This is a genomic window from Ruegeria sp. (assembly GCF_965221235.1).
In the GTDB taxonomy this organism is placed as follows: Bacteria; Pseudomonadota; Alphaproteobacteria; order Rhodobacterales; family Rhodobacteraceae; genus Ruegeria.
In genome coordinates this window covers 1,651,843-1,677,158 of record NZ_CBDCRS010000004.1, presented here as the reverse complement: position 1 = coordinate 1,677,158, position 25,316 = coordinate 1,651,843, and the positions used below count along the sequence as shown (strand labels likewise).

Here is a 25,316-nt window from a genome sequence, read left to right as displayed (position 1 = left end):
TCTCAACGGCAATGCGTTTTCACCTTTCGTCACCGGTTGGGGATTTGTAAGGTCGCGCCCGAAATACGCCAAAAGGGGGCCGCTTTTGTCCACAGTCACGCCGATGATGGCGCAATATCTTGAGATCAAAGAGGCCCACTCAGACGCCCTGCTGTTCTATCGCATGGGTGATTTCTACGAGATGTTTTTCGAAGACGCTGTCAACGCTGCCGAGGCACTGGATATCGCCCTGACCAAGCGCGGAAAGCACAATGGGACCGACATTCCGATGTGCGGCGTGCCGGTGCATTCGGCCGAGGGCTATCTGCTGACCCTGATCCGCAAAGGCTTTCGCGTGGCCGTCTGCGAACAGATGGAAAGCCCAGCCGAGGCGAAGAAAAGAGGCTCTAAATCGGTGGTAAAGCGCGATGTCGTGCGTCTGGTGACGCCCGGCACACTGACCGAGGACGCCCTGCTGGAAGCCCGTCGCCACAACTTTCTGGCCGCCTATGCCGAGGTTCGGGACGAGGCCGCGCTGGCATGGGCCGATATCTCGACCGGAGCGTTTCACGTGATGCCCTTGACATCGGTGCGGCTCAGCCCGGAACTGGCGCGGCTCGCCCCCTCCGAATTGATCGTGGCCGATGGGTCAGAACAGACGTTGCAGGAACCGGTTCGCGATCTAGGTATCTCCCTAACTCCAGTCGGACGCGCCAGTTTCGACAGCACGGCGGCGGAAAAACGCATCTGCGGGCTGTTTCACGTGGGTGCTTTGGACGCGTTCGGAAATTTTGGCCGCGCCGAGATTTCAGCCATGGGCGCGTTGATTGACTATCTGGAGATTACACAGAAGGGCAAATTACCCCTGCTGCAAACGCCGCTCAAGGAATCCGAAGACCGCGTGGTGCAAATCGACACCGCCACGCGCCGCAATCTGGAGCTGACCCGATCCCTGTCCGGCGGCCGCGCCGGATCGCTGTTATCCGTTGTCGACCGTACCGTCACCCCCGGGGGTGCGCGGCTGCTGGAACAGCGCCTCTCCAGCCCGTCCCGCAATCTGGACGTGATCCATTCCCGGCTGGACGCGGTCAGTTTCGCTGCCGAGGACAGCCTGACTGCATCAGATCTGCGTGAAGCTCTGCGCAAGACCCCCGATCTGGACCGTGCCTTGTCGCGCCTGTCGTTGGAACGGGGCGGTCCGCGCGATTTGGCAGCGATCCGAAACGGACTGGCGCAGGCGGCGACGATTGCCGAAATTTGCAAAGGGCGGAATCTGCCTGTTCTGATCGCCACCGCCGTACAGAACCTCATCGGTTTCGACGAGCTCCTGACCCTACTGGACGAAGCTCTTGTCGCCGAACCGCCCCTACTGGCCCGAGATGGCGGCTTCATCGCGCCCGGCTTCGATGCAGAGCTGGACGAGGCCCGCACACTGCGCGACGAGGGCCGCTCGGTCATCGCTGGGTTTCAGCAGAAATATGCGGAGCATACCGGCATCGCCTCGCTGAAAATCAAGCACAACAATGTGCTAGGTTATTTCATCGAAACTACGGCCACCCATGCCGAGAAAATGCTGAACCCGCCGTTCTCGGAAACCTATATCCACCGCCAAACCACCGCCAATCAGGTGCGGTTCACCACTGTCGAACTCTCCGAGATCGAAACCCGCATCCTGAACGCGGGCAATTTGGCCCTTGAGATCGAAAAGCGGCTCTATCAAAGGCTTTCCGATGAGATTCTGGCTCTCGCCGCCCGCCTAAACCAGGCCGCCCGAGGGCTGGCCGAACTCGACCTGACCACCGCCTTGGCGGATCTCGCGCGCGGAGAAAACTGGTGCCGCCCCCAAGTCGACACCTCCCGCGCCTTCAACGTGCAAGGCGGGCGCCACCCGGTTGTTGAACACGCCCTGCGTCAGCAAAGCGGCGACACCTTTATCGCCAATGACTGCGACCTGAGCGCCAATCAAGGCGCGGCAATCTGGCTGCTCACCGGCCCCAACATGGCCGGTAAATCAACCTTTCTGCGCCAGAACGCCCTTATCGCATTGTTGGCGCAAATGGGCAGCTACGTCCCGGCAGAGCAGGCCCAAATCGGCGTCGTCAGCCAGTTGTTCAGCCGTGTCGGCGCATCCGACGATCTGGCCCGAGGCCGCTCGACCTTCATGGTCGAAATGGTCGAAACCGCCGCCATTCTGAACCAAGCCGACGACCGTGCGCTGGTCATTCTAGACGAAATCGGTCGCGGCACCGCCACCTATGACGGCCTGTCGATCGCCTGGGCCACAATGGAGCATCTGCACGCCGCCAACCAATGCCGCGCACTGTTCGCCACCCACTACCATGAGCTCACCGCTCTGGCCGGAAAGCTGGAAGGCGTCGACAACGCCACGGTTGCGGTCAAAGAGTGGGAAGGCGAGGTCATTTTCCTGCACGAGGTCCACAAAGGCGCCGCCGACCGGTCCTATGGTGTGCAAGTCGCCCAACTCGCCGGCTTGCCTGCAACAGTCGTCGAACGCGCCCGGGTCGTTCTGGATCAACTGGAAAAAACCGAACGCGAAGGCGGCAAGCAAAAGGCCCTGATCGACGACCTGCCCCTCTTCTCCGCCGCGCCAGCACCGCCGCCACCAGCGGCAAAATCTTCCCCCGCCGTCGATATGCTGAACGACATCCTCCCGGATGAACTCACTCCGCGTGAAGCGCTTGATCTGATCTACAAACTGAAAGAGGCGGTCAAATCCTGACCGCCCCTTCTTCTTGTTCATAAATACGGCCGCCGGAGGCTTGGCCTCGCAGAGGCCAATCAGCTCGCAGGTGTCGACGACACCCCAACCTGCGCCGGGCGCAACAGCCGGTCGTGCAGCATGAAGCCTTCGGCAGACACCTGAATAATATCCCCGGCACGTGTGCCCGGCACCGGAGCCTCAAACATCGCCTCATGTACATTCGGATCGAACCGGTCGCCCACTTCAGGCGTAATGACCTCGATTCCGTGCTTCTGGAACACGTCCTTCAGCGCCCGCATGGTCAGTTCGACTCCTTCCAGCAGACCAGCAGCAACCTCTTTCTGTTCATCGGTTGCGGCCTCAAGTGCACGTTTCATGTTGTCGTAAACCGGCAGCATGTCGCGGGCCAGCTTGGATCCACCGTACTGTTCCGCATCGCGACGCGCCTTGTCGCCACGCTTGCGCGCATTCTCGGCATCGGCCAGCGCGCGCATGAACTTGTCTTTGTAATCGTCACGCTCGGCACGCAGCTCATCCAGCTCCAGCGCTTCGTCGCTGATCTCAGCAAACTCCTCGGCCAGCTCTTCCGCTTCTGCGGCCATGATGTCGTCCAGAAATTCTTCGTTCTTGGGCTCTGCCATCTCTTACCCTCTAGCTCCGGTCGGATATCAGCTTGCCGACCAGTTGCGCCGTATAATCCACGATCGGCACGATCCGTCCATAATTCAGACGCGTGGGCCCGATGACCCCGACCGCACCAATTATCTTTCGATCAGCGTTCATATATGGAGACACCACCAAAGAGGAACCCGAAAGTGAGAAAAGTTTGTTCTCAGACCCGATAAAAATGCGCACACCCTCGCCTTCTTCGGTCAATTCAAGGAATTCCGCGATGTCACGTTTGCGTTCCAGATCATCAAACAGAGTGCGAATACGGTCAAGTTCCTCGGCCTCGCCGGGATCACCCAGCAGATTCGCCCGTCCGCGCACGATCAGTCGGGCCGAGTCACCCCCGTCGCTGTCCCAGGCTGCCATGCCACTTTCCACCATCTCTCGCGCAAGAATGTCGATTTCCTGCTTGCGCGCATCAATCTGGGACAGCATCTGCCGGCGCACTTCACCAAGCGTGCGTCCTTCGATCAATGCATTCAGAAAATTCGCCGCTTCACGCATTGAACTGGGCGTTTGACCCGGCGGCGGCGTGAAGAGCCGGTTCTCCACATGACCATCAGAGAAAACCAGCACCACAAGAGCCCGATCATGGCCCAATGAGACAAACTCGATATGCTTGATCTCAGCTTCGTGCTTAGGGGTCAGAACCAGCGAGGCCCCTTGTGTCACGTGTGACAAAGCTGACCCCACGCGATCCAGCATTCCACCCACGTCGCCTGCGTTAGAGCCTAAAGTCTGGTCCAGCTTCTGCCGGTCATCAGCCCCCAGATCACCAACCTCAAGCAATCCGTCCACGAACATCCGCAGCCCCTGTTGCGTTGGAATCCGACCGGCCGAGACATGGGGACTGTCGAGCAGACCAAGAAACTCAAGATCCTGCATCACGTTGCGCACGGTGGCTGCACTGACTTTCTCGGACAGGGTGCGCGTCAGGGTACGGCTGCCAACAGGCTCACCGCTTTCCAAATAGCTCTCGACGATCAACCGGAACACCTCACGCGACCGGTCGTTCATCTCGTTCAGAATGTTGCTCGCTTCGCTCATCGGCGGTCCCCTGCTGGGCCGTCATTAAATCGCAGGCATCCGAAAGGTCAATCGGGGTTGCATCGTAACGCCACGGGGCGTTATCCCCAACCCAGCAAACAAAGGAATTCCCATGCGACCCTCAGGACGTGATCTAAACGAAATGCGCGCGGTTTCAATCGAGACCGGCTTTACCAAACATGCCGAAGGGTCTTGCCTGATCAAGATGGGCGACACCCATGTGCTGTGCACCGCCACGATCGAGGATCGCGTGCCGCCATTTATCAAGGGCTCGGGCCTGGGCTGGGTGACTGCCGAATACGGCATGCTGCCCCGCGCGACGAATACGCGGATGCGGCGCGAAGCCGCCAGCGGCAAGCAAGGCGGTCGTACCGTTGAAATCCAACGCCTGATCGGCCGCGCCCTGCGCGCTGGTGTAGATCGGGTTGCTTTGGGTGAGCGTCAGATCACCGTCGACTGCGATGTTATCCAGGCCGATGGCGGCACCCGTTGTGCCTCGATCACCGGTGGCTGGGTTGCGCTGCGGCTGGCCGTAAACAAGCTGATGAAGGCGGGTGATGTGATCTCAGACCCCTTGGTAGACCCTGTTGCAGCCGTGTCCTGCGGTATCTACGCCGGTCAGCCGGTGCTGGATCTGGACTATCCTGAAGACAGCGAAGCCGGTGTCGATGGCAACTTCATCATGACCGGTTCGGGCAAGCTGATCGAAGTGCAGATGAGCGCCGAAGGTTCCGTCTTTAGCCGCGCACAGATGGATCAGCTGATGGATCTGGCCGAAAAAGGCGTGGGTGAACTGGCTGCCGCACAGAAAGCTGCCACCGCATGACCCGCAAGTTCGACAGTGACAGGCTGCTGGTTGCCACGCACAACAAAGGCAAGCTTGAGGAGATGGCGCATCTGCTTGAGCCCTTTGGTGTGACCGTTGTTGGCGCTGGTGAAATGAACCTGCCCGAACCGGACGAGACCGAGGATACCTTCGTCGGCAACGCCCGGATCAAGGCCCATGCCGCTGCCAAGGCCACCGGCTTGCCTGCCCTGTCGGACGATTCCGGGATCACCATCGACGCACTGGACGGCGCGCCCGGCGTTTACACGGCCGATTGGGCCGAAACCGGCAACGGCCGCGATTTCCTGATGGCGATGACCCGCGCCCATAATGAGCTTGAGGCGAAAGACGCTGCGCATCCACGCACGGCGCAATTCCGCAGTACGCTGGTTCTGGCGTGGCCCGATGGTCATGACGAAGTGTTCGAAGGCATCGCGCCCGGCCATCTGGTCTGGCCGATCCGTGGCGAGGGTGGGTTCGGCTATGACCCGATGTTTGTCCCAGATGGGCACGACATTACCTTTGCCGAGATGGATCGCTGGGAAAAGAACAAGATCAGCCATCGCGGTCGCGCGGTCGAAATGTTTGTAAAGGGCTGCTTTGGCGGATGATTGGCGCAATGGGGGCTTTGGCCTGTATGTGCATTGGCCCTTTTGCGAGGCCAAGTGCCCTTATTGCGATTTCAACAGCCATGTTTCCAGAAATATTGATCAAAAACAATGGCTTGACGCGTATCTAGGCGAACTGCGCCGCTCAGCGCTGGAGACCCCGGATCGCGTCCTGAACACGATCTTCTTTGGCGGCGGCACGCCTTCGCTGATGGATCCCGACACCGTCGCCGCAGTGATTGATACGGCCCGCGCCCTCTGGCGGCCCGCCAATGACATGGAAATCACGCTGGAAGCTAACCCCGGATCGGTCGAAGCTAGCCGGTTTACCGCCTACCGCGATGCAGGCGTGAATCGCATTTCAATGGGTGTTCAGGCGCTGAATGACGAAGACCTGCGTCGTCTGGGCCGTATTCATACCGTCGCCGAAGCTCGGGCTGCGTTTGACATCGCGCGGCATTGCTTTGACCGGGTTAGCTTTGATCTGATCTATGCCCGCCAACACCAAACTCTGGATGCCTGGCGCGCGGAATTGACCGAGGCGCTGTCGATGGCTGTCGACCACCTGTCCCTGTACCAACTGACCATTGAGGATGGCACCGCATTCGGCGACCGATATGCCATCGGCAAACTGCGCGGCCTGCCCGAGGATGACAGCGCCGCCGACATGTATCTGGCCACGCAAGAGATTTGTGAGGCACACGGCCTCCCCGCGTATGAGGTCTCAAACCACGCCCGCCCTGGGTCGGAGTCACAGCATAACCTGATCTATTGGCGTTATGGCGATTACATCGGCATTGGCCCCGGCGCGCATGGGCGGATCACCTTAAACGGTCAAAAACTGGCGACAGAGACCTACCTGTCCCCCAATGCCTGGTTGACCGCGGCTGCGAAAGGCAACGGTGAAAAAGACCGGACACAACTATCAACGCATGATCAGGCAACTGAATACCTTATGATGGGTATACGTGTTGCAGAAGGACTAGATATTGATAGAGTTAACGCCTTGGCCGATCATCCCCTGCCTCAGGACAGGCTGGATGATCTGATCGAATACGGAATGATAACGCAGTCCGATGGTCGCCTGATTGCCACCAAAGACGGCCGCGCAGTTCTGAACGCGGTCATCCGAGAGTTGTTGGGATAGAGGATGCAATATCTCTGGGCCACGTTGGGGCTGATCTGTGTGGGCCTTGCGATGATTGGCGTCGTTCTGCCTTTGCTGCCGACGGTTCCTTTTCTGCTGCTTGCCGCGTTTTTCTTCGCCAGATCCTCCTCACGCCTGCATAACTGGCTGGTTACACACCGCACGTTTGGCCCCTTGATCCTGGACTGGCAGCGGTCGGGTGCTATCCGCCCCGGCGCAAAAAAGGCGGCCACCTTGTCGGTCGTCGCCGTGTTTGGACTATCTGTCCTGCTGACCCTGCCCTCTCACGTCCTGATCATTCAGGCCGTGGTGTTGAGCGCGGTCATGATCTTTATCTGGACCCGTCCTAACGGCTGAGCTTGGCGCAAAGATCGTCCAGCTGATCGAGGTTTTCATAGGTCAGAACCACCTGACCCGTTTCCGTTCCGGCCTTGTGATTGATCGACACCTTCATCGCCAGAATGGCCGAGAGGTCTTTTTCCAACGCCCGCGTATCCGCATCCTTGCCCGCATCTAAATTGCGCGAGCGCGGCGCAGCTTTGACCGGATCCCCCTGCTGTTTCTTGACCAGAGCTTCGGTTGCCCGTACTGAAAGCCCGTCTTTGACGACAATTTTCGCCAATTCAGAAGGGTTTTCGGCTGTAATCAGCGCCCGAGCATGACCGGCGGACAGTTTCCCCTCGATCACCAGTGTTTGAACGTCCAGCGGCAGAGACAGCAACCGCAGCAGGTTTGCGATGTGACTGCGGCTTTTCCCCAAAGCCTCGGCCAGTTTCTCCTGCGTATGCCCAAACCGATCCATCAGCTGCTTGTATCCGGCAGCCTCTTCGACTGCGTTCAGATCAGCCCGTTGAATGTTCTCGATGATGGCAACTTCGAGGACTTCTGTATCGTCGAATTCGCGCACGATAACCGGAATATCGTGCAGCTGAGCCATCTGCGCCGCTCGCCAACGGCGTTCACCGGCAACAATTTCGTATTCGCCGCCGGAGATTTCCCGCACGATCAACGGCTGAATGATACCTTTTTCTTTGACTGAGGCTGCAAGCTCATCCAATTGCTCGGGCAAAAACGTCCGACGCGGCTGGTTTGGGTTGGCCCGCAGTTTTTCGATCGGCACTTTCATGTCCGGGCGACGCGGCTCTGACGGTGCCAGGCCTTCTGCCTCTTGTGTCACATCTGCCATCAGGGCGGACAGGCCCCGGCCCAATCCTCTGGGTTTTCCTTTTTTGGCGGCCACTGAGCCCTCCTCACCGTCGCTTAAGCGGCGACATTCTTATTCTTATGAATGACTTCACGCGCCAGATGTCGATATGCCATCGCACCCAACGATCCCGAGTCATATTGCAGAACCGGCAAAGCGTATGACGGCGCTTCGCTGACCCGCACATTTCTGGGTATCTTGGTTTTAAATACCATCTCACCCAGATTGTCACGCGCATCCTTTTCGACCTGACGGGACAAGTTGTTGCGGTTGTCATACATGGTCAACACAACACCTTCGATTCTGAGGTCCGGATTCGCGGTCTGACGGACCTCACGAATGGTCAGCATCAGCTGAGACAACCCCTCCAACGCAAAGAACTCACTTTGCAGCGGCACCAAAACCGAGTGAGCGGCAACCATGGCATTGACGGTCAACAAATTCAGCGAAGGCGGGCAGTCAATCAGTATAAAATCCAGCTCAAACTTATCTACGGCTGTCTGCCGCAGAGCGTCGTGCAACAAATAGCTGCGTTTTTCGTTGGAAATCAGCTCAATATCAGCCGAGCTGAGATCGACTGTCGCCGGCACCACCAGCAGACCGTCAATTTCAGTTTCCTGCACCACCGCTTCCAGCGGAGCGTCATCCAGAATCAAATCGTAAGTCGTCCAATCCCGGTCCTCGACGCCTAATCCGGTGGATGCGTTCCCTTGCGGGTCCAAATCAACCACCAATACCCGGCACCCTGCCTCAGCCAGACCAGCAGCCAGATTGATCGCTGTCGTTGTCTTTCCCACCCCGCCCTTTTGATTGGCTACCGCAATTATCCGGGGCCCTGAGGGACGAGACAGATCAACCACGCGAAACTCCTTTGATCCTTAGGATAACAGCTTGGGGCTCAGTTAAACTTGTAATCGGCTCGCAATCGAAATTCCATTCCTCGCGTGCGCTGTCCACCTCTTTTTTCCAGCTTGCGCCTTTCGGCAACAGAGCGGTGCCTGATTTGCTTAAATGCCTGTCACAGAAGGACATTAAGGTTCCCAAATCAGCCAACGCCCGGGCGGATAGGATATCAGCCCGCAAGGGATCCACTGTTTCGATCCGTTTAGAGATTACCGAGGTATTTGCACCGCATTCCCGCGCGACACTACGCAGAAAAGCTGATTTGCGCTGGTCACTTTCAACGAAAGTAAACCGGGCGTTCGGCGCTTCTTCGATCGCCATAATCGCGCAGACCATGCCGGGGAAACCGCCCCCGCTCCCCAGATCTACCCAGTTTATGAAAGGCCCCGCACAGCGAAAAACCTGAACAGAATCCAGAATATGTCGCGTCCAAATTTCGGCCAAGCTATTGCGGGACACCAGGTTTATCTTGGGATTCCAACGCTGAACGAGTTCGACATAGGTCTCCAGTCGGCTAAATGTTTCACGTGAAACATCCAATCCCTCAAAAAGTTCGAGACTCATGCCTTTCGCACCTTTTGCTCTCGCCTCAGCTTTGCCAAGAGCAAGGTCAGCGCCGCAGGTGTGACCCCCTCGACCCTTCCCGCCTGAGCAATATTAACGGGCCGAGCCTGCGACAGCTTCTGCTTCATTTCAGCAGACAGGCCATCCAAAGCAGAATAGTCAAAATTGCGTGGAATCTCATAGGATTCATCCCGTTTTATCGCTTCGACGTCCTTTTTTTGCCGCGCAATATAGTTTGCGTACAGCGCGTCCCGCTCCACCTGAAGCCGGATATCTTGATCGACATCCCCCAGCTCCGGAGCTAGTGGGACAAGGTCTTCAAATACCACATCTGGAAAGGCTAAAAGCGCCATTCCATCGCGGCGATTTCCATCCTGATTGACATTAATCCCAACAGCCCGCACTTCTTTCGGAGTGTAGGTGGAACCGGTCAAAACAGACTTAGCTGCTTCTAATTTCTCTGTTTTTTCCTCAAAATGGGCTCGCCGTTCTAAACCAACACATCCAAGATCAATGCCAATTGGAGTCAGTCGCTGATCAGCGTTGTCCGCCCGAAGCGACAGTCTAAACTCAGCGCGAGATGTGAACATCCGGTAGGGTTCGGCCACACCGCGTGTTGTCAAATCGTCGATCATGACGCCGATATAGCTATCTGCGCGAGTAAAGTGAATCGGATCTCGGCCCTGAACTTCCAGCGCAGCATTCAGGCCTGCAACCAAACCTTGCGCGGCTGCTTCCTCATATCCTGTGGTCCCGTTGATCTGCCCCGCAAGATATAGGCCCGGAGCTTCTGGGAGAGACAGGGACGACGTCAACACACGCGGATCTACGTAGTCATATTCAATCGCGTAACCGGGTTGTAATATTTCGGCATTTTCAAGCCCTTTGATCGAACGCACATAGTCAAATTGTACGTCTTGCGGCAACGACGTCGAAATACCGTTTGGATAGATGGTGTGGTCATTCACACCTTCGGGCTCCAAGAAGATCTGATGGGATTCTTTTTCCGCGAACCGAACAATCTTGTCTTCTATCGACGGGCAATACCTAGGCCCAACGCCATCTATATGCCCGCCATACATGGCCGAGCGTGACAGGTTTTTCTCAATGATCTCGTGAGTGCGGGTATTTGTATGCGTGATTCCGCAAGAAATCTGCGGTGCAACCACAGACGTTGATAGGAACGAGAACAATGTCGGATCTTCGTCGCCGTTCTGACGCTCGAGATCCGACCAATCAATTGTGCGGCCATCCAACCGAGGCGGTGTGCCCGTTTTCAGGCGCCCAAGTGGCAAATCAAAGCTATCCAACCGTTCTGCCAGCATCACAGAGGGGCGGTCCCCCATCCGGCCGCCAGGACGTGACACATCACCGATGTGAATAATGCCGCGCAAAAACGTGCCAGAGGTCAAAATCACGGCTTTAGCGTGGAGCTCTGAGCCATCCGCCAGTTTGATTCCAACCACTTTCCGGCCATCCATCAGGAAATCAACAACTTCACCGATGACGACGGACAGATTTGGCTGAACTTGCGTTTCTTTTTGCATCGCTGCGCGGTACAGCGCTCGGTCGGCCTGGGTTCTGGGGCCTTGAACCGCTGGCCCTTTGCGACGGTTCAGTAAACGGAACTGAATCCCAGCCTCATCTGCGACACGCCCCATAACGCCATCCAGCGCGTCGATCTCACGCACCAGATGTCCCTTTCCCAGACCTCCGATCGCGGGATTACAGGACATAACGCCGATATCGGACGCAGTTAAGGTGACAAGTGCGGTTTCAGCTCCCGTACGCGCGGCGGCATGGGCAGCCTCGGTTCCGGCGTGGCCCGCCCCAATGACAACGACATCGAACTCCGAATGTTTCACGTGAAACACTCCTTACTTACCTAGACAAAAGCTGGAGAAAATTTCATCCAGCAGGTCTTCAACTCCAATTCTGCCGACCAGAGCTTCCAGAGCTCGGATTGCAGTGCGTAACTCTTCTGCCGCGATATCATACAAGTCCGGACCCGATTCCAGAACCGTCATTGCCGCGTCCAAGGCCGTCCTGGCATTGGTCAATGCAATCCGGTGGCGTTCGCGGGTTGCAATACCATGACTGGTAGATCGTTCACCCAACACACACGATATGTGGGAGATTAGGCGATCAATCCCCTGCCCTGTTTTTCCTGAGATGCCGCCATTTACCTCACCGCGTAGATCAGATTTCGGCAACAGTTGGATATCGCCATCCAACATGGGAACACCCAATTCCGCCATATCCTCGGTCAGAAAAACACGCAGGTCAGCCGCTTCGGCGCGCTTACGGGCCAGTTCGATACCAAGGTTTTCGACGTGATCTTCAGTTTCGCGTAGGCCCGCCGTATCCAGCAGAGTTACTGGTAGGCCTCCAAGATCCATCCGCACTTCGATCACATCGCGGGTTGTCCCCGCATACTCCGAGGTGATCGCCGCCTCTCGCCCGGCCAAAGCGTTCAGCAAGGTCGACTTCCCGGCATTTGGCAAACCGACAATAGCCACTTCAAACCCGGTTCGAATACGCTCGGCGATCTTTACACCATCCGCCTCGCGTTGCAGGTCCCGCATGACGCCTGTGATCAACGCCGTTACTTCGGGGGTAACATCGGTGGGTACCTCTTCATCGGCAAAGTCGATGACCGCTTCCAATAATGAGGCTGCGCGGATCAGGTCGCGCCGCCAGCGTTCAGCCAGTCCACCCAGTTCACCGTCCAAAATGGTCTGCGCCTGTTTTCGCTGCGCTTCGGTTTCCGCGTCGATCAGGTCTGCAAGCCCTTCGACCTGCGTCAGGTCCATTTTGCCGTTTTCCAACGCGCGGCGGGTGAATTCTCCGGGTTCGGCCAGGCGTAGCCCATCGGTATCCGACAGGCAGCGCATGACTGCATTGACCGAGGCAGTGCTGCCGTGAATCTGTAACTCGGCCACGTCTTCACCGGTGAAACTGGCCGGGGCCTGAAAGGTCAAAACCAACCCGTCATCCAATCGCGAACCATCAGCGGCATGCAATGACCGAACCCGCATCCCGCGGGGCGGCAGCGAGCTGCCGGTCAGAACAGCCGCAGTGGAATGCGCCAACGGGCCAGAGAGACGGATGACCGCCACCCCTGCTTTGCCTTGCGCGCTGGCCAAGGCGAATATCGTATCCATTCGAAGGCCTCGCGTTCGTTTAAGACCTATGTCAGGTGTTCATTGAATCGAAGAACTCTCCGTTTGTCTTCGTCTGTTTCAACTTCGACAGCAGGAACTCGATTGCGTCGGTCGTACCCATCGGGTTGAGAATGCGGCGCAGAACGAAGGTCTTCGCCAGATCACCCTTGTCGACCAGCAGGTCCTCTTTCCTTGTACCGGACTTGAGAATGTCGATCGCCGGGAACACGCGCTTATCTGCGATCTTGCGATCCAGAACGATTTCCGAGTTACCGGTGCCTTTGAATTCTTCGAAGATCACTTCGTCCATCCGGCTGCCGGTGTCGATCAGCGCGGTCGCGATGATGGTCAGCGAACCACCTTCTTCAATGTTCCGCGCCGCACCAAAGAACCGCTTGGGCCGTTGCAGGGCGTTCGCGTCCACACCACCGGTCAGAACTTTACCCGAGGACGGGACCACGGTGTTAAACGCCCTACCAAGTCTTGTGATTGAGTCTAGAAGAATAACAACATCTCGTTTATGCTCGACCAAACGCTTGGCTTTTTCGATGACCATCTCCGACACGGCCACGTGGCGAGTTGCCGGTTCGTCGAAGGTCGAGGATACGACCTCACCCCTCACCGAGCGCTGCATGTCGGTTACCTCTTCCGGGCGTTCGTCGATCAGCAGGACGATCAGGTAGCATTCGGGGTGGTTCTGTTCGATCGAGTGCGCGATGTTTTGCAGGATCACCGTCTTACCGGTCCGCGGCGGCGCCACGATCAGAGACCGCTGACCTTTACCGATAGGCGACACAAGGTCGATGACACGGGCGGACTTGTCTTTGATGGTAGGATCTTCGATCTCCATCTTCAGACGCTCATCTGGGTAGAGCGGCGTCAGGTTGTCGAACAGGATTTTGTGCTTGGCCTTCTCAGGATCTTCAAAGTTGATCTTAGTGACCTTTGTCAGCGCAAAGTAACGCTCGTTGTCATCGGGCGCTTTAATTTCGCCTTCGACCGTATCACCGGTGCGCAGCGAGTGCTGACGGATCATATCGGGCGAGACATAGATATCGTCCGGACCCGGCAGATAGTTCGCCTCGGGCGAGCGCAGAAAGCCGAAGCCATCCTGCAGGACCTCAAGCACACCATCACCGCCAACAGTCCAGCCCTCATCCGCGCGCTCGCGCAGAATCTGGAACATCATCTCGCCTTTTCGCATGGTCGAGGCGTTTTCAATCTCCAGCTCTTCGGCCATCGCCAGAAGGTCTTTGGGGCTTTTGGCTTTCAGGTCGGCCAGATTCAGGGATTCATTGGACATGATACATACCTTCACCGCTGATTGCGGTTCGAAGTGGAATTTCAGTACGGAAAATACGCCGCCCGGACGGGCGTGTTGATCCCTACATAAGCGCGGCGGCGGTTGGAGTCAAACGGCCCCTCAAAGCACTTTCTGTTTGACTGGAATTGAAACACGCTGCCTCTCCCCTCGGTCGAACGCGCGTTTCAATACATTTTCTTCAAAGCAACAGAAGATGCCTAGAACTTCAGAACGACCGCCAGAACGACGACAACCATCAGAACGGTCGGGACCTCGTTCATCATGCGATACTGCCGCCCAGTGAGCTTATTTCGGCCCTCTAAGAAATCCTTGCGCCGCGCCATCAGCCAATGATGGAACCAGGTCATCGCGATCACGGCAGCGCCTTTTACCCACGGCCATGCGAAATCCCAACCAACGATGCCGGGTGTGAAGACCATGATCAGCCCGCAGACCCATGCCACGATCATGGCAGGGCGCATAATCACGCGCAGTAGCTTTTCTTCCATTTCAAAGAAAATAGTGTCCGCCCCGTCGACGCTTTGTGCCTTTTCTACGTGATAGACGAACAATCTGGGCAGATAGAACAAACCGGCCATCCACGAGATCACGGCCATGATATGTAAGGACTTCACCCACGGGTAAATCGTGAAAAGAAGATCGGTCATTCCGGCTCCGGGTGTTGTTCGGAACTCTCCCTATAAAAAAAATAAGAAAAGAAAAAGGAAGATGGTTTTGTAGGGAGAACAAATTCCGTGGATTACTTTTTTACACACCTGTTTTCCCCAGGTGGAAAGAGTCTCGGAATTTTTAGCTGATTCTGTGAGTTCTATATTTTACCTAATTTAATCAATGACTTGATTTTATCCTTCACGAATACCCCTGAGGATAACTCGTTGGGTAAATCGGGAAGATCGATTTATCCCGATGTTCTGACTTATCCTTGTCCCGGATGGACAGTGTTCGGGCGACTCATGGAAGTTTTGCGCGAAAATCCCGGGGTTGCGTGTCAATCGGAAAACCATACAAACCGTTCAAGAACGCTCAACGATTTGCACACGGGGTTGTCCACATGTCTGTCCCCATCATCCTGGCCTCAGGCTCCTCCATTCGCGCGCAGCTGCTGGAAAACGCAGGCGTGCCGTTTTCCGTTCAGGTCGCGCGCGTGGACGAGGATACCATGAAACGCGCGCTGCTTGCCGAGGAAGCCTCACCCCGCGACATTGCCGATGCGCTGGCCGAGATGAAGGCGCGCAAGGTCAGCGACAAGAACCCGGGCATGATGGTTCTGGGCTGTGATCAGGTGCTGGATTTTGATGGGCAGTTGCTGTCGAAACCGGAAACGCCCGAAGACGCGCTGGCGCAGCTCAAGATGATGCGTGGAAAACGACACATGCTGTTGTCTGCGGCGGTGATTTATCAGGATGGTGAGCCGATCTGGCGGCATGTTGGTCAGGTACGCCTGCGGATGCGGATGAGTTCCGACGCATATCTACGCGATTACATCGACCGCAACTGGGACAGCATCCGGCACGCCGTAGGGGCGTACAAGCTGGAAGAGGAAGGCGTTCGCCTCTTCGCTACCATTGACGGAGACTATTTTAATGTCTTGGGTATGCCCCTGTTGGAACTGCTCAACTATCTGGCCGTTAAAGGGGTGATCGACCAATGACGCATAACCGTATTCCGCTGGCCGGGGTGATCGGACACCCGATTGCACATTCGAAATCGCCTCAGCTGCACGGGCATTGGCTGAAAGCCTATGGGTTGACGGGGCACTATATCCCGATGGATGTGGCCCCGGACAATCTTGAGACGGTTCTGCGCACCCTACCCAAAGCTGGTTTTGTCGGTGCCAATGTGACGGTACCTCATAAAGAGGCCGCGTTACGGATCGCGGACGACGTCTCGGACCGTGCTTCGTTGATCGGGGCCGCCAATACGCTTGTGTTTCAGGAAGACGGCACGATCCATGCCGATAACACCGATGGCTATGGGTTCATGGAGAACCTGCGCAGCGGTGCGCCGGACTGGGCGCCGTCGGATGGCCCGGCCGTGGTGTTTGGCGCCGGTGGTGCAGCGCGGGCGGTGCTGCAAGGTTTGCTGGAGGCCGGGGTGCCGCAGATCATGCTGACCAACCGCACCCGCGCGCGGGCGGATCAGTTGCAGCAGGAGTTTGGCGACCGCATCACCGTGGTCGACTGGGTGCAGGCCGGGAATGTCATCGAAGAGGCTGAACTGGTGGTCAACACCACCTCTTTGGGCATGCAGGGGCAGCCGGAATTGCGGGTGCCATTGGATGGGTTGCAGCCGGGGGCGGTGGTCACCGATCTGGTCTATGCGCCACTGCAAACACATCTGCTGCAAACGGCGGAAGAGGCTGGATGCACGACCGTTGATGGCTTGGGCATGTTGCTGCATCAGGCCGTGCCCGGGTTCGAACTCTGGTTTGGCATCCGTCCTGAGGTGACGGACGACTTGCGCGCGGCAGTTTTGGCATGAGTTTTGCGCTTGGTCTGACAGGCTCGATCGGCATGGGCAAAAGCACCACAGCGCAACTGTTCGTTGACGAAGGCTGTGCCTTGTGGGATGCGGATGCAGCCGTACATAGACTCTATTCAAGGGGTGGAGCCGCAGTTGAGCCCATGCAAGCGGTTTTCCCCGAGGCCATTGTCGATGGCGCAGTAAGCCGGGATGTGCTGAAACAGATCATCGCTCAGGACCCTTCGGCGCTGAAACAGATTGAGTCGATTGTCCATCCGCTGGTCGCCGCTGATCGGGCGGCGTTCCGGGATCGGACTTCGGCGGATATTCTGGTATTCGACATACCACTGCTGTTCGAGACCGGCGGAAATGCCGCCATGGATGCCATTGCTTGTGTTTCTGTCCCGGCGGATGAACAAAAACGCCGCGTGATGGCGCGCGGTACGATGACCGAGGCGCAGTTCGAACAGATCCGCGCCAAACAGATGCCGAATGACGAAAAATGCGCTCGGTCGGATTACGTGATCGTCACGGACACACTGGACCACGCCCGCGCGCAGGTGCAGGATGTGGTCAGGCAGATACGGGCGGGGATGGCAGATGCGTGAGATTGTACTCGATACCGAAACCACAGGGTTCGATCCCGAAAGCGGTGACCGGATTGTCGAGATCGGCGCGGTCGAACTGTGGAACCACGTGGCCACGGGTGAGACTTACCACGTCTATATCAACCCTGAACGCTCGATGCCTGATGAGGCGTTCGGCGTGCATGGCATCGGCCCCGACCTGCTGGACAACCCGCGCCCGCCGGAAAAGGGTGAGGTCACGCTGAAGGACAAACCGGTCTTTGCCAAGGTCGGTCAGGGCTTTCTTGATTTCATCCAGGATTCCAAACTGGTGATCCACAACGCGTCCTTCGACATGAAATTCCTGAATGCGGAACTTCGATGGATGGGTCTGCCGCAGATCCCGATGGATCAGGCGCTGGATACGCTGGCCATCGCGCGCAAACGGTTCCCGGGTTCGCCCGCGTCACTGGATGCGCTGTGCCGACGATTCAACATCGACAACACGAACCGGGTTCTGCACGGGGCCTTGCTTGACTCGGAAATTCTGGCCGAGGTCTATCTGGAACTGATCGGCGGGCGGCAGCCGGATTTCGGACTGTCCACCTCGGCGGCGTCGGGTGCCGGAGGGCAGGACGATTGGCGGCCAACGGCGCGTCCGACCCCCTTGGCGTCAAAAATCACCGACGAAGAACGCGCGGCGCATGAAGCATTTGTAGAGAAACTGGGCGAAAACGCCCTGTGGACCCGCGCCTGAGGTCAAACCCGGCGCGGGTCAAACCTGATCAGGCTTCGGCTTTTTGCGCTTCGGCCTGACGGCGCATCAATTCATTGCGGTACAGCGCAACAAAGTCGATGTTGTCCAGGTTCACCGGCGGATAACCACCATCACGGGTGATGTCGCTGACGATACGGCGCAGGAACGGGAACAGCATGCGCGGGCATTCGATCAGCAGGAACGGGTGCAGCTGATCCTCGGCAACGCCTTCCACGTGGAACAGACCGCAATAGTCCAGCTCACACAGGAACAGGACGTCTTCGAGGCCTTTTGCCTTGGACGTCAGTTTCAGCTTGATCGAAACTTCGTACTGGTTTTCAACCTGACGCTTTTTCGCATCCAGGTTTACCTGAACTGCGATTTCGGGCTGCACGTCACCGGACACGCCCTTTTGCGCCATCACGTTCTCAAAGGACATATCGCGAATGAATTGTCCCAGAACGCGCATTTGAACCTGAGGGGCTGCTTGCGCCGCAGTGTTTTCTGCAGCTTTTTCTTCGGCCATGGATCTACTCCAAAAATGAAATTCGCCACTGCTTAGCAAGTTGGGCGCGGCACCTCAATGCTGGTGGTGGCCTTCGACCCATTTCGACGGCTTCGCGGGGTCTTTTCGCGGCCGGACCTCGGTAAATTCTCCGTCAATGACGTCATCGTCAAACGGCGTCGGCCCGGTCCGGAATTGCGCGCCAGTGCCCATCTGGAACTGAGTGATCTGCACTTTTGATTTCAGATAGCGGAACACTGCCACCCGAATGCCCGGAACAAGCAGGGCAAAACCAACCGCATCGGTGAAGAATCCGGGCGTTAGCAGCAGAACACCTGACAGCAGGATCATCGCGCCATGGGCCAGCGGTTCGGTCGGATCATCCAGTTTGGCAAAGGACTGCTGCAAATTGGCCAGCGCCATGCGACCTTGTGTCCTGACCAAAGCAGTACCCAGAACAGCTGTCAGCACCACAATTGCAAGGGTTGGCCACAGGCCGATCAGACCACCAACCTGAATGAACAGGGCAATCTCGATGATCGGGACCAATAAAAATGCCAAGAACAGGTACATTTGCGTTATCCTTTACCAGAGGTCGGGCAGTGGACTTGCCACGAACTGTCACCTACATAGTGGCATGAGGCCGCGTATACAAAGTCGCAGCCTGAAAAGAGGATGAAATGAACGAACCGATGATCCAGTTGCTGGTCCTGGCCGGAATTGCCATTTTCCTGATCCTGCGCCTGAAAAGTGTGTTGGGTACGCGTGAGGGTTTCGAGAAACCGCCTGTGCAGCAGCAGCCTGATACGCAGAATGCCCGTCGCGGGTTCGAAGTGATCGACGGCGGCCCGGATCACGACATCACTGATCATGTTGCCGAAGACAGCGAGCAGGCACAAACTCTGGCGGCGATGAAGCGGATTGAGCCCAGCTTCTCGGTCAGTGAATTCGTGCAGGGCGCGCGTGGCGCCTATGAGATGATCGTCATGGGGTTCGAAAAAGGAAATCTGGACGAAATCCAGCCCTTCCTGTCCGAAGAGGTGTTTGACACATTCGTTTCCGTCGTCGCCGATCGCGAAGACCGGGGCCTGACCATCGAGGCCGAATTTATCGGTGTGCGTGAGACCACGCTGGCTGATGCGAAGTTCGACAAGGATACCAATCAGGCCGAGATCACCATGAAATTCGTGGGTGAGCTGACCTCGGTCGTGCGGGATCGTGGTGGCGATATCATCGAAGGCAACCCAAACACCGTTAAACGTCAAAAGGACAGCTGGACCTTTGCCCGTATCATGGGCTCGGACGATCCGAACTGGCTGCTTGTTGCCACGGACGCATGATTGCCGCACTCCGGTCGCTTTTACTGGTGGGTGCGATGACCACCGCAAGCGCCGCCGGAGCCGTGGCGACGCGCTCGATCCTGTCGTTTGATGACCTTGAAGGCTGGGCTACCGACGATCACGGGGCCGCCCTTTCGGTTTTTCTGAACACTTGCGGAGATTTGGATGATCCGGACTGGCGCGCCTTGTGCGGCGTGGCCCGGACCTATGAGACAGACGCTGCGCGGGCGTTCTTTGAGTTGTTCTTTCGTCCGGTTTTGGTCGAGGACGGCAAGGACGCATTGTTCACCGGTTATTTCGAACCCGAGCTGGACGGGTCGCGCACACGAACCGACCGTTTCAAATACCCAATCTACAAGATGCCGCCCGAGGCACGCGCCGAGGGGCCGTGGCTGAGCCGTCGTGAGATCCTGACTGGGGACGTAATGGCAGGCCGTGGGTTAGAGATCGCCTGGGTCGATGATCCGGTTGAGCTGTTCTTTCTGCAAATCCAGGGCTCGGGTCGGGTACGTCTGCCCGATGGCGGTGCGCTGAGGGTTGGTTATGGTGGTGCAAACGGGCACCCCTATCGCTCGATCGGGGCGGAACTGATCCGGCGGGGTTCCCTGGGTGCGCATGAGGTTAGCGCCCAGATGATCCGCGCCTGGGTCCGCAACAACCCCGAAGCCGGGGCCGAGTTGTTGTTTCACAATCCCTCGTACGTGTTCTTCCGGGAAGTCACCCGTGTCGCGCCCGAATTAGGGCCGCTCGGGGCGATGAACCGTTCAGTCACCACGATGCGCAGCATTGCTGCTGATCCAGCCTATACGCCGCTGGGCGCTCCGGTCTGGGTAGAGAAGGACGGCAAGCACCCCCTGCGCCGCCTGATGATCGCACAGGATACCGGGGCCGCCATCAAAGGGGCGCAGCGGGCGGATATCTTTTTTGGCACCGGGGATGACGCCGGTCAGGCAGCCGGGCGGCTGAAAGACCCGGGCCGCATGGTGCTGTTGCTGCCGATCCAGCGCGCTTATGCCCTGATCCCGGATGAATATTGATGACCCGGCGCAAACTGACCGAAGAAGAGATCGAGCTGTGGCGCAAGGTCGCCAAACAGGCCGAACGTCTGCACCCTGAACTGCCGCAGTCGGTGCATCCGGTGACCTTGCCGAAACCCAAGCCGACGAAAACGCCAAAGGCACGGATCGAAGCCTTTGAGCTTGGACAGAATGCAGTGTCAAAGCCCACAAAACATGCGTTGAAGCCCTCAGTCACGGATAGTCTGCGGGCCAGCCCGGTGCAGATGGATACCAAAGCGTTTGGCCGGATGAAGCGCGGCAAGCTAAAGCCCGAAGGCAAACTGGACCTACACGGCATGCGGGTGGATACGGCGCACCCGGCCTTGATCCGTTTTGTGCTCACCGCACAGGCGCAGGGCAAACGGCTAGTGCTTGTTGTGACTGGCAAGGGTAAAGACCGGGACGAGCCCGGCCCGATCCCCACCCCACGCGGCGTGTTGCGCAATCAGGTGCCGCATTGGCTGTCCATTCCCCCATTGGCGCAGGCGGTGATGCAGGTGACGCCAGCCCATATCAGCCATGGCGGCGATGGGGCCTATTACGTGTATCTACGACGTACCCGTTAAAACTCGGCCCGGGCGCGGCGGATGCCAATCCAGATCAGCGCGCAAACCAGAACGAAGAAACCCGCGATCCACAGGAACTGCGTGCCAAGCGCAACGTCATAGTCGATCAGCACTCCGGTCAGGGCCGGGCCGATGGCTGAGCCCAACACCATGACCGCCGTTGCCAATGCCTTGATCGCGCCGATATGGCGGGTGCCGTAGAACTCGGCCCAGAAGGCGCTGGGAAGCGTGCTATGCGCACCGACGGTCAGGGCCAGAAAGATCAACCCGACCAATGCGCCACCGATTGTGTTGGCAAAGGAAAGAATGGTGAATCCGACGGCCATGGGCAGTTGGTAGAACGGCATGATCCGCGCGGTGCCCCATTTGTCCAGTGCCCATCCTGCCGCAAACATCGACAGAATGGAAATCCCGGTGAACACTGGGAAAAGCGCCACCAGCTGAAGATGCGGCCAGCCCTTGACCTGCGCCAGATGTACCTGATGAAAGAAAAACGCGGTGATGAAGGCGGATGGCCCAAGGATCGCCGGGGCCATAAACCAGAACAGCGGATGAAACAGCGCCTCGCGTCGGGTCCAGTGATGATCGCGCATTCCGGTGGCGGTATGGTCCCCCGAAAGGCTTTGCGGTGTACGCTCCTGCCGCAGCAAGCGGGTCAGAACCGGGATGCCCAGAATGATTACACCTGCGGCCACGACCCAAAGCACGCGCCAATCGAAAAACGCCATTGCAGCGACAAATGCCACGGGCAGCACGGCCTCGCCGATAGCATAGCCCAATGAGGCGATCGACAGCGCCTTGCCCCGTGTTGCGGTAAACCAGCGGGCCATGGCGACTTGCGCCAGATGAACGCTCATCCCCTGCCCGAAAAAGCGCAGCAGGAAGATCACCAAAGGCAGCAGAAACACCGCGTGGTTCATCGCCATGGCTAGCGTGGCCAAAGCCAGCCCGATCAGAACCACCGGCCCCAGCCTACGAACGCGGAAAATGTCTGTCAGCCCGCCCGCCCAGATCATCACAATGGCCGAGGCCGTGGTGCCCAGCGAATACAGCCCGCCCCAGGCCCCGTGGCTCAGCCCATATGCAGCGCGGATTTCACCGGCAAAGACCGAGATGAAGAAGGTTTGCCCGAAGCTGGACAGAAAGGTCAGAAGAATTCCGGCGCTCAGCCAATGCGCGTTTTCGACCAGATACCGACGCAGGCTGAATGGCGTCACGGAGTGGACACCTCTGCCTGCCCGGTTTCTGTCAGTACAATCTCGGTTGCGCCAGCCTGGTTGCGTTCGCTGGGCGGGACCAGCACGTCGATGGCCGGCCGTTCATTTGGCCCGAAGGTATTGTTGACACGCCGGATTGAACTGAGGATTGCCAGCAGCGCCGGAGAGGTCGCCGCCACAAAATGCGAAGACTCGGCGTCTCTGTTGAAGGCGGTGGTGTCGATCACGTTGATCGGAAACTCTTCCAACGTGTCGATTGAGCTGATGTTGCCCAGTCTTTCCCCTTCGGCCGTTCCGCGAAGACGCGCAGAGACGTTCAGGATTTTGTCTTTCCTAGACACCATCACGATGAAAGGGTCAGGCGGGTTTTTGATCCGGCCCATCTGTGACCGGAACAGATCGACATCCAGATCGGGCGAGATCAGTACGACGCCTTCGATGTTCCGCTTGGCCCAGCCAGGTTCCTGTAACTCGGCCTGACGCATCATCTCCATTGACAGAGCGCTGCCCATGGAGTGCGCCACCAGAAGAACCCGTTTGACGCCCATAGATTTCAATTCCCGGATGGTCTGCTCCAGACCGTCACGGGCAAACAGCATACTGTCCAGATCATAGGCATAGCCAAACCCGGTCGCCCGGCTGGGCCAGGAATAGACAAGGATCGAGCCGGGAATGCCAATGTCGTGGGTCAGCTGTGCCGCGCGGAAGATGGTTTCGGTCTGGGTTGAGTTATAGCCGTGCACAAAGATCGTGACATCATCCTGACCGCGCAGATGTTCGCGCAACCCCTGTGACCCGTCCAGTTCAGTCACACTGGCCAAGACGAACTCTTTTTGCGGATTGGGATCTGCGTAGGAAAATTTCAGCGTCCCCGGCGTGTGCGTCGGCGGAATTGAGACCGTGGTTTCCAAGAACTGCAAGGTTTCGCCGCGTTTGAACCCATAAGACCCATCTGGCTCACGCGCTCGGGTCGTGCTGGCAAAGACGGTTTTTGGCGTGCCGATCGTGGCCGCCGCAGGCACGACCTCGGATACCGTCCTGTCAACGCAGGCACCTAGTGAAAGAGACAAAAACAGAACGATCAGATAGCGCATAAATGGGTCCTTGCGGCCTTTTGCGCTACGCTATCGAATTCTGGCCCCACGTCCAGCGACATGAGGCCATTGGCACGGCGAAAACCGGCTGAGGCTGTTACAGAACGTAACGGCTGAGGTCGGTGGATTTGGTCAGTTCACCCAGATTGTCTTCCACGAACTGTGCGTTCACGGTGATCTCGGCCCCGGCCTGATCGGGTGCGGTGAAGGACAGTTCCTCGAACACCCGCTCCATCACCGTGTAAAGCCGGCGCGCGCCGATGTTCTCGACACTTTGGTTCACGTCCGCTGCGATCCGGGCCAACGCCGCGATGCCGTTTTCGGTAAAGCTGACGGTGACTTCCTCGGTCCCCATCAGCGCCGTGTATTGGCGGGTCAGGGCATTGTCGGTTTCGGTCAGGATGCGGACGAAATCCTCCTCGGTCAGGGCACGCAGTTCCACACGGATCGGCAGGCGACCCTGAAGTTCCGGCAACAGGTCCGAGGGTTTGGCAATGTGGAACGCCCCCGAGGCGATGAACAGGATGTGGTCTGTTTTCACCGCGCCGTATTTGGTTGAAACGGTTGTGCCTTCGATCAAGGGCAGCAAGTCGCGCTGTACCCCTTCGCGGCTGACATCGCCGCCCCGCGCGTCGGACCGGGCGCAGACCTTGTCGATCTCATCCAGAAAGACGATGCCGTTCTGCTCCACCGATTCCAGCGCCACGCGGTTCACGGTTTCATCATCCAGCAGCTTATCGGCTTCTTCCCCGATCAGGGCGTCATAGCTTTCGGCCACGGTCATGCGTTTCTTGACGGTGCGCCCGCCGAAGGCTTTGCCGAAGATATCACCCAGATTCATCATGCCCATCTGGCTGCCGGGCTGGCCGGGAACATCGAACATCGGCATCGGGTTCGAGGTGTCGGACAGTTCCAGCTCGATCACCGTGTCGTCCAGCTCGCCCGCTTTCAGCTTTTTGCGGAACATCTCGCGCGTCCCTTCGCGGGCGTCAGTTCCGGCAATGGCCTCGATCACGCGATCCTCGGCGGCCTGATGAGCTTTGGCCTTGACGTCTTCGCGCATGTATTCGCGGGTCTGGATGATGGCGGCATCGGCCAGATCGCGCACGATCTGTTCCACGTCACGGCCGACATATCCGACTTCGGTGAATTTGGTGGCTTCAACCTTGATAAACGGTGCGCGGGCAAGTTTTGCCAGACGACGGCTGATCTCGGTCTTGCCAACACCGGTGGGGCCGATCATCAGGATGTTCTTGGGGTAAACCTCATCCCGGATGTCATCGGCCAGTTGTTTGCGACGCCAGCGGTTGCGCAGCGCCACGGCAACGGCGCGCTTGGCGTCTTTCTGTCCGATGATGAAGCGGTCCAGTTCCGAGACAATCTCGCGCGGGGTCAGGTCGGTCATGTGCGTTCTATCCGTCTGTTTCGCAGCGGAACCTAATCATGCAGGGCGAAAACACAAGCCGATCACGCAAAGATCACGGTAACTCACACGAGGCACACGAAAATGCGTGATGATGTGAATCGCCATACAAGCATTCATTGCTGCATATATTTCCGCAACGGGCATCCCTGCCCGGAACTGTCTTATGG

Annotated in this window: 26 protein-coding genes; 12 read left to right on the top strand and 14 right to left on the bottom strand. The window is 57.8% G+C overall.

Annotated elements, in window-relative coordinates:
• The first annotated feature begins 103 nt into the window (after nt 1-103).
• Complete coding sequence (mutS, locus tag ACOQOY_RS11445; protein WP_420587238.1) at nt 104-2,719, top strand: DNA mismatch repair protein MutS; 2,616 nt, start codon at nt 104-106, stop codon at nt 2,717-2,719.
• Between the two features lie 59 nt (nt 2,720-2,778).
• Here the strand turns inward: mutS and ACOQOY_RS11440 are convergent, their stop codons facing one another.
• Both ACOQOY_RS11440 and hrcA read right to left on the bottom strand, forming a co-directional pair.
• Nucleotides 2,779-3,342, bottom strand: a complete 564-nt coding sequence (locus tag ACOQOY_RS11440) for a nucleotide exchange factor GrpE (protein ID WP_170470713.1) — start codon at nt 3,340-3,342, stop codon at nt 2,779-2,781.
• A gap of 10 nt (nt 3,343-3,352) precedes the next feature.
• Complete coding sequence (gene hrcA / locus ACOQOY_RS11435) at nt 3,353-4,417, bottom strand: heat-inducible transcriptional repressor HrcA (protein WP_420585544.1); 1,065 nt, start codon at nt 4,415-4,417, stop codon at nt 3,353-3,355.
• Nucleotides 4,418-4,529: 112 nt separating this feature from the next.
• Here hrcA and rph point away from each other — a divergent pair, with 112 nt between their 5' ends.
• From rph to ACOQOY_RS11415, 4 genes are read left to right on the top strand one after another with little or no spacing between them, the layout of a single operon-like run.
• The gene (gene rph / locus ACOQOY_RS11430) at nt 4,530-5,243 is read left to right on the top strand and encodes a ribonuclease PH (protein WP_170412685.1); all 714 of its coding nucleotides are present in this window, start codon (nt 4,530-4,532) and stop codon (nt 5,241-5,243) included.
• Complete coding sequence (rdgB, locus tag ACOQOY_RS11425) at nt 5,240-5,854, top strand: RdgB/HAM1 family non-canonical purine NTP pyrophosphatase (protein WP_420585543.1); 615 nt, start codon at nt 5,240-5,242, stop codon at nt 5,852-5,854. The genes rph and rdgB overlap by 4 nt, the downstream gene beginning before the upstream one ends.
• Nucleotides 5,844-6,998 carry a radical SAM family heme chaperone HemW gene (gene hemW, locus ACOQOY_RS11420; protein ID WP_420585542.1) on the top strand — a complete coding sequence of 385 codons (1,155 nt, stop codon included), beginning with the start codon at nt 5,844-5,846 and terminating at the stop codon, nt 6,996-6,998. Before rdgB ends, hemW begins: the two co-directional genes overlap by 11 nt.
• 3 nt (nt 6,999-7,001) lie before the next feature.
• Nucleotides 7,002-7,355, top strand: a complete 354-nt coding sequence (locus tag ACOQOY_RS11415; RefSeq protein ID WP_420585541.1) for a YbaN family protein — start codon at nt 7,002-7,004, stop codon at nt 7,353-7,355.
• On the opposite strand, the gene ACOQOY_RS11410 is transcribed toward ACOQOY_RS11415, so the two are convergent.
• From ACOQOY_RS11410 to ACOQOY_RS11380, 7 genes are all read right to left on the bottom strand, one after another.
• The gene (locus tag ACOQOY_RS11410; protein ID WP_420585540.1) at nt 7,345-8,238 is read right to left on the bottom strand and encodes a ParB/RepB/Spo0J family partition protein; all 894 of its coding nucleotides are present in this window, start codon (nt 8,236-8,238) and stop codon (nt 7,345-7,347) included. The genes ACOQOY_RS11415 and ACOQOY_RS11410 overlap by 11 nt on opposite strands.
• A gap of 20 nt (nt 8,239-8,258) precedes the next feature.
• Nucleotides 8,259-9,062 (bottom strand): ParA family protein, encoded by an 804-nt coding sequence (locus tag ACOQOY_RS11405; protein ID WP_420585539.1) that lies wholly within the window; start codon nt 9,060-9,062, stop codon nt 8,259-8,261.
• Nucleotides 9,055-9,669: a 16S rRNA (guanine(527)-N(7))-methyltransferase RsmG gene (gene rsmG / locus ACOQOY_RS11400; RefSeq protein WP_420585538.1), complete on the bottom strand. Its 615-nt coding sequence runs from the start codon at nt 9,667-9,669 to the stop codon at nt 9,055-9,057. The genes ACOQOY_RS11405 and rsmG overlap by 8 nt, the downstream gene beginning before the upstream one ends.
• Nucleotides 9,666-11,534 (bottom strand): tRNA uridine-5-carboxymethylaminomethyl(34) synthesis enzyme MnmG, encoded by a 1,869-nt coding sequence (mnmG, locus tag ACOQOY_RS11395; protein WP_420585537.1) that lies wholly within the window; start codon nt 11,532-11,534, stop codon nt 9,666-9,668. The genes rsmG and mnmG overlap by 4 nt, the downstream gene beginning before the upstream one ends.
• 12 nt (nt 11,535-11,546) lie before the next feature.
• Nucleotides 11,547-12,833, bottom strand: a complete 1,287-nt coding sequence (mnmE, locus tag ACOQOY_RS11390) for a tRNA uridine-5-carboxymethylaminomethyl(34) synthesis GTPase MnmE (RefSeq protein ID WP_420585536.1) — start codon at nt 12,831-12,833, stop codon at nt 11,547-11,549.
• 31 nt (nt 12,834-12,864) lie between these two features.
• The gene (rho, locus tag ACOQOY_RS11385) at nt 12,865-14,136 is read right to left on the bottom strand and encodes a transcription termination factor Rho (protein WP_420585535.1); all 1,272 of its coding nucleotides are present in this window, start codon (nt 14,134-14,136) and stop codon (nt 12,865-12,867) included.
• 218 nt (nt 14,137-14,354) lie between these two features.
• Complete coding sequence (locus tag ACOQOY_RS11380; RefSeq protein ID WP_420585534.1) at nt 14,355-14,804, bottom strand: CopD family protein; 450 nt, start codon at nt 14,802-14,804, stop codon at nt 14,355-14,357.
• A 404-nt stretch (nt 14,805-15,208) separates the two neighbouring features.
• Here ACOQOY_RS11380 and ACOQOY_RS11375 point away from each other — a divergent pair, with 404 nt between their 5' ends.
• Genes ACOQOY_RS11375 through dnaQ form a run of 4 tightly spaced genes read left to right on the top strand, consistent with a single transcriptional unit; the run spans nt 15,209 to nt 17,943 of the window.
• Nucleotides 15,209-15,808, top strand: a complete 600-nt coding sequence (locus ACOQOY_RS11375) for a Maf family protein (RefSeq protein ID WP_420585533.1) — start codon at nt 15,209-15,211, stop codon at nt 15,806-15,808.
• Nucleotides 15,805-16,638, top strand: a complete 834-nt coding sequence (locus tag ACOQOY_RS11370) for a shikimate dehydrogenase (RefSeq protein ID WP_420585532.1) — start codon at nt 15,805-15,807, stop codon at nt 16,636-16,638. Before ACOQOY_RS11375 ends, ACOQOY_RS11370 begins: the two co-directional genes overlap by 4 nt.
• The gene (gene coaE / locus ACOQOY_RS11365; protein ID WP_420585531.1) at nt 16,635-17,228 is read left to right on the top strand and encodes a dephospho-CoA kinase; all 594 of its coding nucleotides are present in this window, start codon (nt 16,635-16,637) and stop codon (nt 17,226-17,228) included. The genes ACOQOY_RS11370 and coaE overlap by 4 nt, the downstream gene beginning before the upstream one ends.
• Nucleotides 17,221-17,943, top strand: a complete 723-nt coding sequence (dnaQ, locus tag ACOQOY_RS11360; RefSeq protein WP_420585530.1) for a DNA polymerase III subunit epsilon — start codon at nt 17,221-17,223, stop codon at nt 17,941-17,943. Before coaE ends, dnaQ begins: the two co-directional genes overlap by 8 nt.
• Before the next feature lie 28 nt (nt 17,944-17,971).
• Here dnaQ and secB read toward each other — a convergent pair whose 3' ends face one another.
• Together secB and ACOQOY_RS11350 are read right to left on the bottom strand one after the other, a co-directional pair.
• Nucleotides 17,972-18,469, bottom strand: a complete 498-nt coding sequence (gene secB / locus ACOQOY_RS11355) for a protein-export chaperone SecB (protein ID WP_420585529.1) — start codon at nt 18,467-18,469, stop codon at nt 17,972-17,974.
• A gap of 54 nt (nt 18,470-18,523) precedes the next feature.
• Nucleotides 18,524-19,021: an FxsA family protein gene (locus ACOQOY_RS11350; RefSeq protein WP_420585528.1), complete on the bottom strand. Its 498-nt coding sequence runs from the start codon at nt 19,019-19,021 to the stop codon at nt 18,524-18,526.
• A gap of 107 nt (nt 19,022-19,128) precedes the next feature.
• Here ACOQOY_RS11350 and ACOQOY_RS11345 point away from each other — a divergent pair, with 107 nt between their 5' ends.
• Genes ACOQOY_RS11345 through ACOQOY_RS11335 form a run of 3 tightly spaced genes read left to right on the top strand, consistent with a single transcriptional unit; the run spans nt 19,129 to nt 21,412 of the window.
• On the top strand, nt 19,129-19,788 hold the full coding sequence (locus ACOQOY_RS11345; protein WP_420585527.1) for a Tim44/TimA family putative adaptor protein: 660 nt from the start codon (nt 19,129-19,131) through the stop codon (nt 19,786-19,788).
• On the top strand, nt 19,785-20,825 hold the full coding sequence (locus ACOQOY_RS11340) for a murein transglycosylase A (protein WP_420585526.1): 1,041 nt from the start codon (nt 19,785-19,787) through the stop codon (nt 20,823-20,825). The genes ACOQOY_RS11345 and ACOQOY_RS11340 overlap by 4 nt, the downstream gene beginning before the upstream one ends.
• Entirely contained in the window at nt 20,825-21,412 is a 588-nt protein-coding gene (locus tag ACOQOY_RS11335) for a Smr/MutS family protein (RefSeq protein WP_420585525.1), read from the top strand. The genes ACOQOY_RS11340 and ACOQOY_RS11335 overlap by 1 nt, the downstream gene beginning before the upstream one ends.
• On the opposite strand, the gene ACOQOY_RS11330 is transcribed toward ACOQOY_RS11335, so the two are convergent.
• The 3 genes from ACOQOY_RS11330 to hslU all read right to left on the bottom strand — a co-directional run bounded on the left by ACOQOY_RS11330 (nt 21,409) and on the right by hslU (nt 25,128).
• Nucleotides 21,409-22,629, bottom strand: coding sequence for an MFS transporter (locus tag ACOQOY_RS11330; protein ID WP_420585524.1), 1,221 nt, complete (start codon nt 22,627-22,629; stop codon nt 21,409-21,411). The genes ACOQOY_RS11335 and ACOQOY_RS11330 overlap by 4 nt on opposite strands.
• On the bottom strand, nt 22,626-23,723 hold the full coding sequence (locus ACOQOY_RS11325) for an alpha/beta hydrolase (protein WP_420585523.1): 1,098 nt from the start codon (nt 23,721-23,723) through the stop codon (nt 22,626-22,628). Before ACOQOY_RS11325 ends, ACOQOY_RS11330 begins: the two co-directional genes overlap by 4 nt.
• A gap of 97 nt (nt 23,724-23,820) precedes the next feature.
• Nucleotides 23,821-25,128, bottom strand: coding sequence for an ATP-dependent protease ATPase subunit HslU (gene hslU / locus ACOQOY_RS11320; RefSeq protein WP_420585522.1), 1,308 nt, complete (start codon nt 25,126-25,128; stop codon nt 23,821-23,823).
• Between the last annotated feature and the right edge of the window lie 188 nt (nt 25,129-25,316).

What these genes read in the sequence shown, in the direction of transcription:
- mutS (WP_420587238.1), top strand. Translation starts at nt 104, where the DNA reads ATGATGGCGCAATATCTTGAGATCAAAGAGGCCCACTCAGACGCCCTG.
- ACOQOY_RS11440 (WP_170470713.1), bottom strand. Translation starts at nt 3,342, where the DNA reads ATGGCAGAGCCCAAGAACGAAGAATTTCTGGACGACATCATGGCCGCA.
- hrcA (WP_420585544.1), bottom strand. Translation starts at nt 4,417, where the DNA reads ATGAGCGAAGCGAGCAACATTCTGAACGAGATGAACGACCGGTCGCGT.
- rph (WP_170412685.1), top strand. Translation starts at nt 4,530, where the DNA reads ATGCGACCCTCAGGACGTGATCTAAACGAAATGCGCGCGGTTTCAATC.
- rdgB (WP_420585543.1), top strand. Translation starts at nt 5,240, where the DNA reads ATGACCCGCAAGTTCGACAGTGACAGGCTGCTGGTTGCCACGCACAAC.
- ACOQOY_RS11415 (WP_420585541.1), top strand. Translation starts at nt 7,002, where the DNA reads ATGCAATATCTCTGGGCCACGTTGGGGCTGATCTGTGTGGGCCTTGCG.
- rsmG (WP_420585538.1), bottom strand. Translation starts at nt 9,669, where the DNA reads ATGAGTCTCGAACTTTTTGAGGGATTGGATGTTTCACGTGAAACATTT.
- mnmE (WP_420585536.1), bottom strand. Translation starts at nt 12,833, where the DNA reads ATGGATACGATATTCGCCTTGGCCAGCGCGCAAGGCAAAGCAGGGGTG.
- rho (WP_420585535.1), bottom strand. Translation starts at nt 14,136, where the DNA reads ATGTCCAATGAATCCCTGAATCTGGCCGACCTGAAAGCCAAAAGCCCC.
- ACOQOY_RS11380 (WP_420585534.1), bottom strand. Translation starts at nt 14,804, where the DNA reads ATGACCGATCTTCTTTTCACGATTTACCCGTGGGTGAAGTCCTTACAT.
- ACOQOY_RS11375 (WP_420585533.1), top strand. Translation starts at nt 15,209, where the DNA reads ATGTCTGTCCCCATCATCCTGGCCTCAGGCTCCTCCATTCGCGCGCAG.
- ACOQOY_RS11370 (WP_420585532.1), top strand. Translation starts at nt 15,805, where the DNA reads ATGACGCATAACCGTATTCCGCTGGCCGGGGTGATCGGACACCCGATT.
- coaE (WP_420585531.1), top strand. Translation starts at nt 16,635, where the DNA reads ATGAGTTTTGCGCTTGGTCTGACAGGCTCGATCGGCATGGGCAAAAGC.
- dnaQ (WP_420585530.1), top strand. Translation starts at nt 17,221, where the DNA reads ATGCGTGAGATTGTACTCGATACCGAAACCACAGGGTTCGATCCCGAA.
- secB (WP_420585529.1), bottom strand. Translation starts at nt 18,469, where the DNA reads ATGGCCGAAGAAAAAGCTGCAGAAAACACTGCGGCGCAAGCAGCCCCT.
- ACOQOY_RS11350 (WP_420585528.1), bottom strand. Translation starts at nt 19,021, where the DNA reads ATGTACCTGTTCTTGGCATTTTTATTGGTCCCGATCATCGAGATTGCC.
- ACOQOY_RS11345 (WP_420585527.1), top strand. Translation starts at nt 19,129, where the DNA reads ATGAACGAACCGATGATCCAGTTGCTGGTCCTGGCCGGAATTGCCATT.
- ACOQOY_RS11340 (WP_420585526.1), top strand. Translation starts at nt 19,785, where the DNA reads ATGATTGCCGCACTCCGGTCGCTTTTACTGGTGGGTGCGATGACCACC.
- ACOQOY_RS11335 (WP_420585525.1), top strand. Translation starts at nt 20,825, where the DNA reads ATGACCCGGCGCAAACTGACCGAAGAAGAGATCGAGCTGTGGCGCAAG.
- ACOQOY_RS11325 (WP_420585523.1), bottom strand. Translation starts at nt 23,723, where the DNA reads ATGCGCTATCTGATCGTTCTGTTTTTGTCTCTTTCACTAGGTGCCTGC.
- hslU (WP_420585522.1), bottom strand. Translation starts at nt 25,128, where the DNA reads ATGACCGACCTGACCCCGCGCGAGATTGTCTCGGAACTGGACCGCTTC.